The 14,300-nt window shown below is 59.1% G+C and carries 11 protein-coding genes; 5 read left to right on the top strand and 6 right to left on the bottom strand.

Annotation, left to right across the window (positions count from 1 at the left end; genetic code table 11):
* Positions 1–93 precede the first annotated feature (93 nt).
* The 4 genes from C4J84_RS09615 to codA all read left to right on the top strand — a co-directional run bounded on the left by C4J84_RS09615 (position 94) and on the right by codA (position 4,414).
* Positions 94–1,173, top strand: a complete 1,080-nt coding sequence (locus C4J84_RS09615) for a patatin-like phospholipase family protein (RefSeq protein ID WP_124435228.1) — start codon at positions 94–96, stop codon at positions 1,171–1,173.
* Between the two features lie 76 nt (positions 1,174–1,249).
* Positions 1,250–1,606, top strand: coding sequence for a 6-carboxytetrahydropterin synthase QueD (gene queD, locus C4J84_RS09610; RefSeq protein WP_017736453.1), 357 nt, complete (start codon positions 1,250–1,252; stop codon positions 1,604–1,606).
* Positions 1,607–1,844: 238 nt separating this feature from the next.
* Positions 1,845–3,113 carry a cytosine permease gene (gene codB, locus C4J84_RS09605; protein ID WP_124366530.1) on the top strand — a complete coding sequence of 423 codons (1,269 nt, stop codon included), beginning with the start codon at positions 1,845–1,847 and terminating at the stop codon, positions 3,111–3,113.
* Positions 3,114–3,178: 65 nt separating this feature from the next.
* The gene (codA, locus tag C4J84_RS09600; RefSeq protein ID WP_124435227.1) at positions 3,179–4,414 is read left to right on the top strand and encodes a cytosine deaminase; all 1,236 of its coding nucleotides are present in this window, start codon (positions 3,179–3,181) and stop codon (positions 4,412–4,414) included.
* Positions 4,415–4,423: 9 nt separating this feature from the next.
* On the opposite strand, the gene C4J84_RS09595 is transcribed toward codA, so the two are convergent.
* From C4J84_RS09595 to tssI, 4 genes are read right to left on the bottom strand one after another with little or no spacing between them, the layout of a single operon-like run.
* Positions 4,424–6,562, bottom strand: a complete 2,139-nt coding sequence (locus C4J84_RS09595; protein ID WP_124435226.1) for a lipase family protein — start codon at positions 6,560–6,562, stop codon at positions 4,424–4,426.
* A gap of 15 nt (positions 6,563–6,577) precedes the next feature.
* Complete coding sequence (locus C4J84_RS09590) at positions 6,578–7,357, bottom strand: hypothetical protein (RefSeq protein WP_124435225.1); 780 nt, start codon at positions 7,355–7,357, stop codon at positions 6,578–6,580.
* Entirely contained in the window at positions 7,350–8,186 is an 837-nt protein-coding gene (locus tag C4J84_RS09585; RefSeq protein WP_124435224.1) for a DUF4123 domain-containing protein, read from the bottom strand. Before C4J84_RS09585 ends, C4J84_RS09590 begins: the two co-directional genes overlap by 8 nt.
* Positions 8,186–10,204, bottom strand: a complete 2,019-nt coding sequence (gene tssI, locus C4J84_RS09580) for a type VI secretion system tip protein TssI/VgrG (protein ID WP_124435223.1) — start codon at positions 10,202–10,204, stop codon at positions 8,186–8,188. Before tssI ends, C4J84_RS09585 begins: the two co-directional genes overlap by 1 nt.
* Before the next feature lie 445 nt (positions 10,205–10,649).
* Between tssI and C4J84_RS09575 the strand changes: the two genes are divergently transcribed.
* Positions 10,650–11,801, top strand: a complete 1,152-nt coding sequence (locus C4J84_RS09575) for an MFS transporter (RefSeq protein ID WP_124435222.1) — start codon at positions 10,650–10,652, stop codon at positions 11,799–11,801.
* 57 nt (positions 11,802–11,858) lie between these two features.
* Here C4J84_RS09575 and C4J84_RS09570 read toward each other — a convergent pair whose 3' ends face one another.
* A complete protein-coding gene (locus C4J84_RS09570; RefSeq protein WP_256657462.1) occupies positions 11,859–12,803 on the bottom strand; it encodes a hypothetical protein in 945 nt (314 codons plus the stop codon).
* Between the two features lie 610 nt (positions 12,804–13,413).
* Positions 13,414–14,211 carry a hypothetical protein gene (locus C4J84_RS26415; RefSeq protein WP_256681401.1) on the bottom strand — a complete coding sequence of 266 codons (798 nt, stop codon included), beginning with the start codon at positions 14,209–14,211 and terminating at the stop codon, positions 13,414–13,416.
* Positions 14,212–14,300 lie beyond the last annotated feature (89 nt).

Below are 14,300 nucleotides of genomic sequence, written 5' to 3'. Positions count from 1 at the left end.
CGCTTCGATCTCCCACGCCATACTGTTTACTCTGGATACAACCATTATCGTTAACGTTTTTCGCGAGCACCCTCGCCCCTGCCCGAGACGTGTATGACCGCCATTCACATCAAATTCCCCGCCCTGACGCTCAAGGCCGGCACGCGCGCCTTCGCCCGTATTCGCGAGCAAGGCCTTGCGCCCGCTGACGTGGGCATCCTTCCCGGCGCGGCCGGCGGCCCCAAGGCCCTCGGCATTCAAGGCCTTGACCTGGCGCTGTTCGGCGACTGGCTGGTGCGTGCGCCTCGGGAGCGCGCGCTGATCGGTGCGTCCATCGGTTCCTGGCGATTTGCCAGCGCTTGCCTGCCCGACCCGGTGCAAGGCTTGCTCGACCTGGGCCGCCTGTATAACGAACAGCGTTTTGCCAAAGGCGTGACCATGACCGAAGTCAGCCAGAGCTGCGAGCGTATGCTCGACGACCTGCTGGCCGGCCGCGATGCACAGGTGCTGGACAACCCCGACTACCGCCTGAACATAATGGTGGTGAAAAGCCACGGCTTGCTCGCCGATGACCACCGAGGCCGGCTGGGCCTGGGCCTGTCCTCGGTGATCGCCGATAACCTGCGCGGCCGCGCGCGCTTGTCGCGGCATTTCGAACGCCTGATCGTCCACGACCCCCGCCAAGCGCCCCCGGTACACCCGCTGAAGGATTTTCCGTCGCGCTTCCTTGCACTGGAAATGGGCAACCTGCGCCAGGCGCTGCTGGCGTCCGGTTCGATTCCCATGGTGATGCAGGGCGTACGCGACTTGCCCGGTGCGGGCGCCGGAACCTACCGCGACGGCGGCTTGTTGGACTACCACCTCGACCTGCCCTACTGCGGCGACGATATCGTGTTGTACCCGCACTTTACCGACCGGGTCATTCCCGGCTGGTTCGACAAAGGCCTGCCATGGCGGCGCAGCAATCCACAGGGTTTGCAGGATGTCTTGCTGCTGGCACCGTCCAGGGACTACCTGGCCCGTCTGCCTCACGGCAAATTGCCGGACCGTAGCGACTTCAAGCGCTTCATGGGCGACGACAAAAGTCGCAACAAATACTGGCAGACGGCAATGAGCGAGAGTCGGCGGTTGGGCGACGAGTTTCTGCAGCTGGCGGACAACGGTGGACTGGGCGAGCGTTTGCAAGCACTTTGACCCAGCGGTATGCGCGGCGACGGGTCAAGCTGTTAAACTCGCCGCCTGCCAGATACCTGACCGAGCTGAAAATACCGTGGAAATCTTCAAAGAGTTTACGTTCGAATCCGCCCACCGCCTGCCCCACGTCCCCGACGGCCATAAATGCGGACGCCTGCACGGGCATTCGTTCAAGGTGGCGATCCACTTGAGCGGCGACCTGGATCCCCATACCGGCTGGATTCGCGACTTCTCGGAAATCAAGGCGATTTTCAAGCCGCTCTACGAGCGTCTCGACCACAACTACCTCAACGACATCCCCGGCCTGGAAAACCCCACCAGCGAAGTGCTGGCCAAGTGGATCTGGACTGAATTGAAACCCTTGCTGCCGGAACTCAGCGCGATTCGCATCCATGAGACGTGCACCAGCGGATGTATCTATCGCGGCGAGTAAGTCCTGGGCTGTTGAAAAAACCACCTGCGGGTGGTTTTTTTACGCCTGCCGTCCACTGATCCAATTTGTATCACGGCCGCACCGCTTTCGCGCTTGATGGGCCAGCAGTTCCCCTTGCGCCGACGACTTCCCTGCGTTTGGCTATAACTACCGGGCGCCCCAGGGCGCATGCACCCGCGCCGCCGTTTTGGCACGCACGGTGCAACAGGCCTGCGTCATTATTCAGGGAGCAAGGCACATGACCCAGCAAGAATCCGGTAACGATTACCCGCTCAGCGAAGTGCCCCTGCATGCGCGCAAGGGCCTGGCCTCCACGGCCATGGTGCTGCTGGGGTTCACGTTTTTTACGGCGACCATGTTTGCCGGCGGCAAGTTGGGGGTGGCCTTCAGCTTTACCGGCATGCTCGGCGTTGTGGCCCTGGGTAACCTGCTGCTGGGTATCTACGCCGCGGGCCTGGGCTACATCGCCTTTAGAAGTGGTTTGAACTCGGTATTGATGGGGCGTTTCTGCTTTGGTGAAATCGGCAGCAAGCTCAGTGACCTGATCCTCGGTTTCACCCAGATTGGCTGGTATGCCTGGGGCACCGCCACGGCCGCCGTGGTACTGGGCAAGTATTTCGAGCTGAGCCAGGGCAGCGTGCTGGCATTGATGGTGGTGTTTGGCCTGGTGTTCTGTGCCACGGCATACGTGGGGTATCGCGGGCTGGAAATCCTGTCTTACATCGCGGTGCCCGCCATGGGCATTTTGCTGGTGCTGTCGATGTGGGTCGCGACTGTAAAGGTTGGCGGGCTGGACGGCCTGCTGGCGGTGGTGCCGACCGCCGAGCTGGACCTGTCCACCGCGATCACCCTGGTGTTCGGCACCTTCGTCAGCGGCGCGACCCAGGCCACCAACTGGACGCGGTTTTCTCGCTCGGCCAAGGTCGCGGTACTGGCCAGCCTGATCGGCTTTTTTATCGGCAACGGCTTGATGGTGTTGATCGGAGCCTACGGCGCAATCGTTTATCAGCAGCCGGACGTAGTGGAAGTCTTGCTGCTGCAGGGTTTCGCCATGGCGGCGATGGCCATGCTGCTGCTCAATATCTGGAGCACTCAGGACAACACCATCTACAACTTCGCCGTCGCCGGCTGCAACCTGCTGCGCACCCGGCGGCGCAAAACCGTGACCCTGGCCGGTGCAGTGATCGGCACCCTGCTCGCCTTGCTGGGCATGTACGACATGCTCGTGCCGTACCTGATCCTGTTGGGCACGGTGATCCCGCCGATTGGCGGCGTGATCATGGCGGACTTCTTCTACCGTTATCGCGGCCAATACCCACGCCTGGCGGATGCCCGCCTGCCCGCGTTCAATTGGCCCGGGCTGGCGGCGTACGCGGTGGGCACGCTGTTGGCGTTCAACTCACCCTGGGTTGCACCGCTGGTGGGGATCGCTGCCGCGTCACTCACCTACATGCTGCTCATTGCTTTACTGCGCGTGCGCGAACCTCTGGCAGACGCCCCTGCATGAGCCTGAGCACTGCCAATGGTAACCTGATGGCCGCCTGATTGAATTTAGCCAAGAGGAACTTGCCCATGCACATCATCAATGCCCGCCTGCGCCACCGTGAAGGCCTGCATGATCTGCACCTGGAACATGGCCGGATCGCCAGCATCACTGCACAAACAAGCATTCCGACCTTAATGACCGGCGACCTGGATGCCGCCGGCAATCTGGTGATCCCGCCCTTCGTCGAACCGCATATTCACCTGGACGCCACCCTTACCGCCGGCGAACCACGCTGGAACATGAGCGGCACCCTGTTCGAAGGCATCGAATGCTGGGGGGAACGCAAAGCCACCATCACGGAGGAAGACACCAAAACCCGCGCCAAAAAAACCATCCAGGCCCTCGCCGCCCACGGTATCCAGCATGTGCGCACCCACGTCGACGTGACCGACCCGGACCTCACCGCGCTCAAAGCCATGCTGCGAGTGCGCGAAGAAAGCTCGCACCTGATCGACCTGCAAATCGTTGCCTTTCCCCAGGAAGGCATCGAGTCTTTCCGCAATGGCCGTGAACTGATGGAAGAAGCCATTCGCCTGGGCGCCGACGTCATCGGCGGCATCCCCCACTTCGAGTACACCCGCGATCAAGGGGTGAGCTCGGTGAAGTTCCTCATGGACCTGGCCGAACGCACCGGCTGCCTGGTGGATGTCCACTGCGACGAAACCGATGACCCGCACTCACGCTTTCTTGAAGTGCTGGCCGAGGAAGCACGCAGCCGCGACATGGGGGCTCGCGTCACCGCCAGCCACACCACCGCCATGGGCTCCTACGACAACGCCTACTGCGCCAAACTGTTTCGCCTGCTGGGTCACTCCGGCATCAGCTTCATCTCCTGCCCCACCGAAAGTATCCACTTGCAAGGCCGCTTTGACAGTTTCCCCAAACGCCGGGGCGTCACACGCGTCAACGAACTGCTCGAGGCCGGCATGAACGTGTGTTTCGGCCAGGACTCCATCGTCGACCCCTGGTACCCCTTGGGCAACGGCAACATCCTGCGCGTATTGGAAGCCGGTTTGCACATCTGCCATATGCTCGGCTACCGCAACCTGCAGAGCGCCCTGGACCTGGTCACCGACAACAGCGCCAAGGCCATGGCCCTCGGCGACCGGTACGGCCTGGAACCCGGTCGACCGGCCAACCTGTTGGTGCTCTCGGCAGACAGTGACTATGAGGTGATTCGCAGCCAGGGCCTGCCGTTGTATTCGATCCGCAACGGCAAGGTGCTGATGAAACGTCAGCCGGCGCAGGTGGAGTTTGTGTAATGCACTGAGCTAGACGATCGCGTCGATGTCCAGTATTTGCGCTTTTCCCCGGTCGCTGTGGAGGGCTGACGGAACACTGGCTACCTGGGACAAGGCGCAGTTTTCCCGGTGAGTGAACCAGCGTTTGAGACCCAGTTGCAGGTTGGCGCCGTGGGCATGGTTACCGTACACATCGCGCGCATCGAGGCGGCGCCAGCGCAGGCTGGCGAGGCGCTCGCGGCTGGTGTGCAAGCGGTCGATCTCGGCGTTCAAAGCGTCGTTGTGCTCATGGCTACGGTCATTGGCCGGGCGCAATCGGGCAAGCTCGCGGCGTTTGGTCCTCAACTGCTCGCGCATGTCTTCGAGGGCGCGATCCAGCAGCTCGAATTCCCTCGCGGTCACCAGAGGCCCCTGGCTCTCCAGGGTTTGCTGCCAGCGCCGCAATGTCGCCCAGGCTGCGGGAATGTAGCTGGCAGTCATGAAGTGCTGGTTGGCCTGGAACAGTTGCCGCAACAGGTTGTCGCGGTCGGGCATGTCGCCGTGTAACTGCAGCGCTCGATTACAACTAGCTTCCTGGATCGACTCACAGCCAGGTTTCCACAACACCGAAGTGTGCGTGCCATCGGCAAGTCTAATCGGCATGAAGTGCTGCTGTTCACCGTGGTGCTGGTAGGCACTCCCACCGACGCGTACCAGGCCAGCGGCAAACAACAAGCCGCCGGCAGTGGGGGCACTGAATAAGGTGACGGCGCCTGGCACCCAGAGTTTGGCAGTGGTGTTCATCCACGGCGCCGGCACACTGGGGACGGGATCATTGTGGTTGACGATTCGGTGATGGACCAGGGCGCGGGCGCCTGCGGTGAATTCGGAATCGGCGGCGCGGGGCGCACCGTAGGTGTAGAGCAGGATGTTGTAGTTGGCGTCCGGGATGCGGCGCAGCCCTTCAGCGAGTAGCAAGGCAATCGCGCCGCCGAGGCTGTGGCCGCAGATAACCACGCGTTGATCAATGTGATATCGCGAAAGGTACTCCAGAACAAAATGATACAGGGCCTTAAATCCTTGGTAAAAACCTCGATGAGCTTTGCCTGCACCTTCGACGAAAGGGACTTGATGAGCATCTGCATCCCGCAAAGCATCTGCGCCACTGGCCGTACCACGCACAGCTATAAGTACAACCTCGTCGTGATGACAGATGAAAGCTTGAGTGTCAGTGCCGAATTCAACGTCGTTAAAAAAATGTATGCGCTCCGGATGCTCGCCCTGCAAGTGATTGCGCTCATACAAGTCAGGATCAAAAGGCAAAATCTCAAAGCGACGAGAGTAGGCGACGTCTTCATACAATGGATAAAACCGCTGCACTTGTTCTGAGTCGAACTTCCAAGCCTCCCGGTAACACGACAACTGCTCTACAAACACGTTTCCTATACTTGGGTTCAGCGGAAAACTGACCGTATCCTCACCTCCCGTTGGAGGATCCTGGCCAAATTCGCAGTAACTCAATGTGGCCATAAGCGCCAGCTGGTAAAGGTTCAATGCACAAAACTGATCATCCGTGGAAATGATCGGCCGTAGCGCTCGTAGAGGACGTATCTCCAATGCCGTAAATTGGTTCGGCAATAGCGCCAACCCCTTGAATAAGGATTCCGGAGGACCGAACCCCAGGTCCGCCATCAGCCTGAGCGTACTGTGCGTGGGACGGCGAGCTTCAGACGACGGCGGAGGTAAGTGGGCTTTGTACCGAACCAGATCGCTTACCTCCACCTGATGAAAACGATCTGCTTTTTGCCGTGCCGGGTTATTTTCGACACGCTGACCATCCTTGTTCTGAAAACATGTTTGCTCTGCGCGTACTTGAAGCTCCGTAATGGGTAACGCGTAATTAGGCCGCGACATAAGCCGGCGGTAAGGCGCTTCTCCTCCCGTATAAGGCTCGTCCATCAAAAGGATTACCGGGCCACAATAAATACCCTCTAGCTTGGCAAACCCGCTCCCATCCAAACGCCCTTTATATTGCTGCCCTGCACTGTCCAGGAGAGTGTAAGGCAGGCCGCCATAGGCCTTGCCGTTCCCCGTTTCATCTACCAGGCAAAAGGACAACCAATCGCCGTGCAACGGGCAGGCAGGCATCCTGTCGTTAAAAAACTGTCGCTTCCATGCATTCTGTTTCATGAGGTTTCTCCATTATTAATTACACGCTGGATAAACGTCGCATAGGCGGCCATCTGGCATTTTGAAACGCTTGAAGTCGACTACATTCCCGCGACAAAACGCGAATAGATCCTCCTCGCTTTCGCCCCTGCAACGCCTCCAGCCACCGGCAACCTTTACCCAGTTATCAGCCACAGCCGGTTCTTCTTCCTCTGTAAATGCCAATACCATTCTTAACGTCTTCCCGGACAATCCGTCACGGTGCACATGCCCGCCAGGCCGGGCCCTCTTGAGTTTTCCAGCAGCATCCAGTGATTTGCACCAAAGGATTTTAAGAATGGCGTGCTTAGGGCCAGCGGTACGAAACAACCACTGGCATCGCCCAGGAAGCTCCTGGACTCCGGTCTCAGGCATCAAAGGCATTCCAGGTTCCCAGCTATCGTGGAAATAGATGACGGCATAATCCCTTCCGATGTCCGACCAACGCTGCCCCCAACTGGCATTAATTGCGAAAACGAGGCGGCGCAATACTAAAGGGCAGCCATTTACTTGCTCCGTGAATGGCACTTCAAAACTGACCCTGTTGGCGACGGGTTTGCTGGCAGCCTTGAATATTTTGAGCTCAGGTCGCCTGCCATTTCTTCTAGGCAGTTTGCAGACTTCGCCTGATGCGGGTGCATATGAAGCGTCCCCTACCACGGCAAACCCCGCCGGCAAATCCACCTCCAGCGTAAAGCTATCCGCCGCCTTCCCCGCACACCCCGTAAGCCACATCATTCCAACAGCCAGCAATGCACGTCCCATCCACCTACTCATCCTTGAGCCCCTCCTTGCGCCATTGCTCCAGCACTCGCTCAAAATGCTGTCCCGGTGCCTCCCCCTCCAACGGCTGCCACCGAATGACACTGCCCCGAGTCGCCTCTTCCAACCGGCCCACCACCAGAAACTCAAGTTGCTCAGGCGAACGCCATTGCCAGCTTCGGGCCTGCTCCAATACTTGGGCCAGCCAGATCCTGGGGTCGTGAAACTCCACCAGAGCAGCCAGGTCTTCACTGTGCTCGGCCAGCAGGTAGCGCAGGATATTGGCCTGCAGAATGGTCGCGGCCTGAGGGTTGGGCGCCTGCAACCAGGGCGCGGGATCGGGGACCGCATACTCACCCGGCGCGGGATTGTCGCGGCTGCACCAGCGGCCTTCATGCCAGTAACACACGCTGGTCAGCGGGCCCAGGTAGATGGGCCATTGCTCTGCCGGCAGATATGCAAGGGCACGGGCCAGGGTGCGGTTGTCGTGGAAACGGTACAGGGCCTTTTTGCCTTCTGGCCCGACCAGCAGTCGCTCACGCCAATGTCGGATCACAACGGACAGATCATCGCTGGGTAAACTGCCCAGCCACCCCCGGTTTGCCTCCGGGTTTTGCAGATGATTGGCCAGCGCAGGCTCCCTTACCTGTTCCAACATCAGGATCACGGGGCCCTTGCTCGCCAGTTCCGCTACTGCTGTTTCTCCATAGAGCGGGCAATACTGCGAGGGGTCGCGAGCCGCCATCAGCGACTGGCAGTTGTCATTATTTGCTTCGAGCATGAGGCATAAACGACGCCCCGCCTGTTGCTGTTGCGCCATCCATTGATAAGCCACGTCGTGCATCACGCGGCCCTCCCGGTGATATCGCATTGACCCTCGCGACAACGCTCGCATACGGGGCAAAAATCCGCGTCCAATTGGCGGGCCATGTCCATGATGAGGCCTTGCACAACGGAAGCCTCGGGAGCGCCCGCAATAGAGGAAGGGCTGGCCGACCGTGCAGCGGATGGCGCGCCACCGACGGTGATGGGCCGGCTGCTGAAAATCCCGCCGGCCTGAATCTGCAAATGCTCGCCGCCGGCCTTGAAACTCAACTGCGCGCCTGCATCGATGACAAGGCTGGCACCCGCCTTCAGGTGAATCTGTTGACCGGCTTCGATCACCATCACCTGTGTTACCTGGGTGTGGCTGTCGCCTTGCACGGCCAGATAGTCGTTTGCCGTCAGCGCAACACTGCGGTCTCCCGTGATGTGGCGCTGCTCTCCGCTCTCAAGACGCACCGTGCTCAAGCCTCGGATGATTTCACTGCGCTCGCCGAACACTTCCAAACGGCTGTCATGGCCCACCTGCTGCTCCAGGTCACGCTGGGCTCGCAGGTAGATCAGCTCTTCGCCACGGCGGTCTTCAAGATGCAGCTCATTGCTGCCCGCGCCCCCGGGGACACTGCGACTGCGCAACACGCTGCGGGTCTGGTGCTGCGGCAGGGAATAGGCCGGCATGTGCGATGCATTGGGCAGGCAACCGTTGATCAAAGGCTGGTCCGGGTCGCCCTCCAGAAAGGTCACCAACACCTCCATGCCCACCCGTGGAATCATCATGGCGCCAAACCCGGCACCGGCCCATCCGGAGGCAACCCTTACCCAACAGCTGCTCTTGTCATCCGTCTGGTCCAGGCGATCCCAATGAAACCGCACCTTCACTCGACCATAGGCATCGCAGTGCACCTCTTCATCCGCAGGCCCTGTAACAGTCGCCGTTTGGCTGCCGTTGATGGACGGCTTGGGATGTTTGAGCGCGGGTCGATGCACCGCACGCCAGGGGGTCGCAATGAAGCGGTTGCGATATCCGACGAAGGTGTCCGTATCGGCTACCGCTTCCTCCAGCACCTGTGGCTGATAGCCTTCGTGACGCACCGAGGTGATCAACCACAGGTCGTTGCAGACCGTATCCGGATGGCCTTGCAACTCAAGAAAATGGCCACTGCGCAACAGGGGCTGGTCGCTCTTGCCTGACGCGTAATGGCGGTCGGATTGATGTCGCTCCAGGCTGCGACGCGCCAGTTGCGCCCCCCGTGCATGGCCGGTGAAACCGGCTGGGTAACGGTAGTCTTCAAGCGCCGCGTCCGGTACACCGCCGGCGGTATCCTGCAACCGCAGCGATGGGTGTTCGAAGTCGTGGTCACGGCGCACCGTTCGCCGGCTGCGGGTTTGCAGGCGAACATCGAAGCGGTGAATACCCTTGGTTGCGGCCAGCGGATCGATCGTCGAGCAGTATCGCTGCATCGGCAGGCGCTGAAATACGGTTTGATCATCCCCAAACACCAGCAGATGAGCGTCGACACTATGGCGGAAGTGGTAATGGATACCCTCCTCCTCGCACAGGCGCTGGATGAAGTGCAGATCCGTTTCCGCATACTGCACGCAAAAGAGCCGAGGCGGATAAACCACCGGGCCGAGCTCGAAGGCGTAGGCATCTGCCAGGATGCCGTGCTGCTCAAGAACGCTGGCAATCATCTGCGGCACGCTACGCTGCTGAAAAACCCGCTGGTCGCGGCGATGGGCAAGGCAGGCCAGGCGAGGCGCGAGGGTAAGGTGGTAACGGGTGAGCCGGGCACCCGGAGCATCGCGGCCGATGGTATAGACCAACCCGTGCAGGCCTCGCTCCGTTTCGCCCAGGTACAGATAGACCGGCTGATGAAGCAACGCCTCCAGATCCAGGTCAGGGCTTTCGCTGACGAATTGCACCTGGATGAAATACGGTTGATCAAGACACTCACTGCCTGTGAAGGCGAGTACCTGCAAGTGGGCAGTGACGCCTTGAATCCTTAATTTGAAACGTGACGAAACAAACGCGTCAACCATCCGTTGTTACCCGCCAATCAATATTCGCTGATTAAAAGCTCTCCTCGTGACTGCCGAATACTGGCCGAGAAAAAGCGCCTGAACGCCCTGAAGCTTAGCGATCTCAGGGAAAATTCGGCCCTTGGAAAATAAAAAAGAAGTTTCGTACGACGAGGTTGGAAGTGTCTTTTACAAAATAAGAAATTCGTTTAATAAACAAATTATCAACAATAAGAAAATTCTTACTTCGACACTTCCAAATAGAGCTATCCATTAAGGAAATAGCTGACCCACATCACCATGGCAATTGCTTACGCCAGTGAATGCGCGTTCCCATTGCGGGTCTATCGCCGCCAACGCGGCCAGGTGACTGAATCCCAAGGGAACCCGGCTCGCCCGACGAGGCCTGATGTGCAAGGATGTCACGCCGGACACCTTTCGTTGAACGCAACACCAAGGATTATTCATGACTGCGATCCCCACTTCCGCCCCCGTGGTTCCCGGGCGGCTGGAGCAAATGTCGACCCGTATCGCTTTTTTCATCGCCGGCTTCGGCATCGCGTCCTGGGCACCGCTGGTGCCGTATGCCAAGGCGCGCGCGCAACTCAACGAAGGCACACTGGGCCTGTTGCTATTGTGCCTGGGGGTAGGATCGATCCTCGCCATGCCCGTGGCCGGGGTGTTGGCGTCACGCTTTGGCTGCCGGCGCGTGTTGACCGCCGGCACGGTCTTGATTTGCCTGGCGTTGCCGATGCTGGCCACCGTCAGTTCGATTCCGCTGCTGATGGCGGGGTTGTTCCTGTTTGGCGCAGGGCTGGGCACGGTGGATTCGACGGTCAACCTGCAAGCGGTGATCGTTGAACGCGCCAGCGGAAAAACCATGATGTCGGGCTTCCACGGGTTGTTCAGCCTGGGTGGGATCGTCGGTGCGGCGGGGGTCTCCGGCTTGCTGGGGCTGGGCTTGTCGCCGCTGCAGGCAACCCTGGTGGTGATCGTCATCATGGCAGTGGCACTGCTCAAGGCCAGGCCGCATCTGCTCCCCTATGGCAGTGAAAGCTCAGGGCCGGCGTTTGCCATTCCTCATGGCGTGGTGCTGTTTATCGGCTGCTTGTGTTTCATCGTTTTCCTGGCCGAAGGCGCAGTACTGGACTGGAGCGCGGTGTTCCTCAGTGCCGAACGCGGCCTGGACGAAGCTTATGCAGGCCTCGGCTACGCGGCATTCGCCCTGACCATGACCGTCGGGCGCTTGACCGGTGACGTGATTGTGCGGCGCCTGGGCGCTACCTGGGTGATCGTGGCCGGTGGCGCGTTGGCAGCGGCCGGTGTATTCCTGGCCACGCTGTCCCCCGCCTGGGAAATGGCGCTGCTTGGGTACGCGCTGGTGGGCGCCGGCTGCTCCAATATCGTCCCGGTGCTGTATACCGCCGTAGGCAAACAGAAGGTGATGCCGGAACATATTGCCGTGCCCGCCATCACCACGCTGGGCTATGCGGGCATATTGGCCGGGCCGGCAGTGATCGGTTTCATTGCCCATGCCAGCAGCGTGGCAACCGCGTTCCTGCTGATCGGTGGGTTGCTGGCAGCGGTGGCGATCAGCGGCAAGATAGTGCGTGTATAAACGCTCGCCGGTATGAGCGGCATGATTATCCACCCCGCTCATCTACCGGCGACGCCTTCAGTTACCCTTTTCTTTCTTATCGTTTTCCAACCATCGATCGATGCTGTAGTTCTTCAGCCAGCCATCAATGTTGTGGCTCCCAAAAATGTTGGTGCCGTTCGCTTTGTTGCTGTCCAGAGAGTCGAGTAATCCTGGTCGCTCAACAATGTTCTTGGCGACGTATACCTGCTGCTCGCTGTATTTTTTCTTGGGGAACCCAGTCGCCGGATCCCGTACGACATTACCGTTCTTGTCGGTCTCGTCAGGATCTTTGCTCATTTCGATCAGTGTGTCTGTCTTGACGTATCGGTGCTTCTCGAAAAAGAAGGTGTAGTCTTCGGATTTATCCCGCAGTTGATCAAACATGCCCCTGAACGCTTGCACGACTTGTGCATTGGTTTTCGAATGGAATGGATCCACACTTTGGGTATTGGGGTTGGTGTTGCCAACGACCAGGTCAGATGCATTGGCCAGGCTTTCAGGCGTGATTTTACCGCCATCGACTAGAATCGCCTCGTTGAGCCTGGGGCGATTGAGTATCTCCCTGGCCAACATGATGGTGCGTTCAGAGACGCTGCTTTTGTGCACGTCTTCAGCGGCAATTTGTTGCAGTCCGCTCTGGGTCAGGTGGCCATCTTTCTTGAACTTATCCAGCATGGAAAAGTTGTTATTCAGATCTGTCGCCAGCAGGCGGTCGTCCGAACTGATATAGGGATTTCCCACATTTGACATTCCGCCATACAACCCTTGGCCGTCAAAATGCCGGCTGGCGCCATTGACCATCAAGCTGTCGGGGGCAAAACTCGAGGTCGTTCCGAGCGGTTGCTGGGTTCCCAACGCCTTGTCCACGACGCTGAGCCGCGCGTAACCACCACCGGCTGGAGCAGGCGCCTGATTCGCACCGGCAGTCCAATTCTGCAGATGCGGTAATCCAGAGCCTGAAGTATTTATCCCGTTAGTCATGTTGATTCCCACCTTATTTAGATTGCATTACTTGGACCTCGAGTGCTCCGTCTTCAAAAGCGCTGTGACGGTCAGCGCGAGGCAAGTATCGAATATGTGGCAACCTAAAAATAATGGTTCCGGCAAGCCGCCAGCCTGCTCCCGGTAAACCTTGAACATTTGTGACCAGCCAGCGACGTCAGTGGGTTGACTGTCATTGACGGCGTGACAATTTGCTCCACAGCGCTTCGAGCAATGACACTGCTGACCGAGGCGCCGGCCCGTCCTCTACGGCTCGCGAGCCCCTATCGAAGTCTTCAGTCGTAGGCGCCTTGAAACTGAACTTGGGTGACGACGTGAGATTGAGCCCCTTTGCTTGAGATGAGCCCAGGCCGTGTAGCGTAGTTGCCGGAGCGGGCAGGTTTGCAACAGCGTACTGGGAGTGAGATTGGCGAGGTTCAAATGATGTCGAATTCATAGGCCATTACCTGTTCCAGTAAACGAAGGCATCCATGGGTCACACCAATGGATGCTTTCTTCGTGGTAAATACTTGCAAATGGTTCCAGCATCACTACGGAGCGATTTCCTGGCCAAGTGTTTACCAACCGATGCGACGCATTGGGCCAGGTATTAGCGCAAGAGCCGATACAGGTCGTCTCGGGTGATCTTGCCATCGCGCAGGAACCCGAAGACGTTATCCATCGAGCCCTTCAACTCCGAACGCGCCATGACTTCTCGCGATAGCTGGGTAATGCTGTCGGTGGGTCCATGACCATAAAGCGGACGCGACGCAAACTTTGCGAAGGTGTTGACGTCGATGGCGTTTCTATCGGCGCTCCACCACGGCCCTTTCAACGCGTTGAAGTTATTCAAGACATTCTGGGCAAGTTGCCTGTCGTCCTGAAGCTTGAGTGGGTTCGACGAAAGAATGAATTTGCTGATGTCTTGTTTAGACAGGGATTTGTCCAGGGCCCCCGTCCCATCATTTCGATCGAGGGCCTGCATCAGGCCCGGGCGCTTGAGCAATTCCCTGGCAAGCCTGATGTTCTCGTCCACCTTCGAAAACCCGGTCAAGGGTCGACCTGCCATATTATTTATATGCTCAGGCGTGACGGTCGGTGCGTACCAGGGTTTGAACTTGTCGTATTTATTCAATAGCCCCTGGGCCAACAGCTCGTTGCTCTGTTTTCCGTAAAGAGGATCCGGCAGTGTGGGGTTGGGACGTGGGGGCGGGCCTGGATTGAAGCCTGGTTTGCGCGACTGCGCTGCGCTGTCGAAAACCGGGCCGGACTGACTCGCCGACTGCTCGAAACTCGGGCCCGCCGCGCCCGCAGCCTTGGCCACCGCGCTGGGTTGTGCGTCTGCGCGAGTCTGCGCCAGGTTGTCAGTTGATGAGGCGAACGCTTGATTGGATGCGGATACCGACATGGGGTACTCCAGTGCTGAGTTAGGGCGATACCTTGCTGCCGCAGCCTTGCCAACGATGGATGAATCGTGGCGCAGGTCTGCACCAGCAG

Origin of the sequence: Pseudomonas sp. R11-23-07 (genome assembly GCF_003852295.1) — a bacterium.
Lineage (GTDB): Bacteria > Pseudomonadota > Gammaproteobacteria > Pseudomonadales > Pseudomonadaceae > Aquipseudomonas.
Note: the sequence above shows the minus strand (reverse complement) of the source record. Positions and strands in the feature narration are given on the sequence as shown.

Excerpts from the sequence above, each read along its gene's own strand:
- C4J84_RS09615 (WP_124435228.1), top strand. The coding sequence starts at position 94 with ATGACCGCCATTCACATCAAATTCCCCGCCCTGACGCTCAAGGCCGGC.
- codB (WP_124366530.1), top strand. The coding sequence starts at position 1,845 with ATGACCCAGCAAGAATCCGGTAACGATTACCCGCTCAGCGAAGTGCCC.
- codA (WP_124435227.1), top strand. The coding sequence starts at position 3,179 with ATGCACATCATCAATGCCCGCCTGCGCCACCGTGAAGGCCTGCATGAT.
- C4J84_RS09595 (WP_124435226.1), bottom strand. The coding sequence starts at position 6,562 with ATGAAACAGAATGCATGGAAGCGACAGTTTTTTAACGACAGGATGCCT.
- C4J84_RS09590 (WP_124435225.1), bottom strand. The coding sequence starts at position 7,357 with ATGAGTAGGTGGATGGGACGTGCATTGCTGGCTGTTGGAATGATGTGG.
- C4J84_RS09585 (WP_124435224.1), bottom strand. The coding sequence starts at position 8,186 with ATGCACGACGTGGCTTATCAATGGATGGCGCAACAGCAACAGGCGGGG.
- tssI (WP_124435223.1), bottom strand. The coding sequence starts at position 10,204 with ATGGTTGACGCGTTTGTTTCGTCACGTTTCAAATTAAGGATTCAAGGC.
- C4J84_RS09575 (WP_124435222.1), top strand. The coding sequence starts at position 10,650 with ATGACTGCGATCCCCACTTCCGCCCCCGTGGTTCCCGGGCGGCTGGAG.
- C4J84_RS09570 (WP_256657462.1), bottom strand. The coding sequence starts at position 12,803 with ATGACTAACGGGATAAATACTTCAGGCTCTGGATTACCGCATCTGCAG.
- C4J84_RS26415 (WP_256681401.1), bottom strand. The coding sequence starts at position 14,211 with ATGTCGGTATCCGCATCCAATCAAGCGTTCGCCTCATCAACTGACAAC.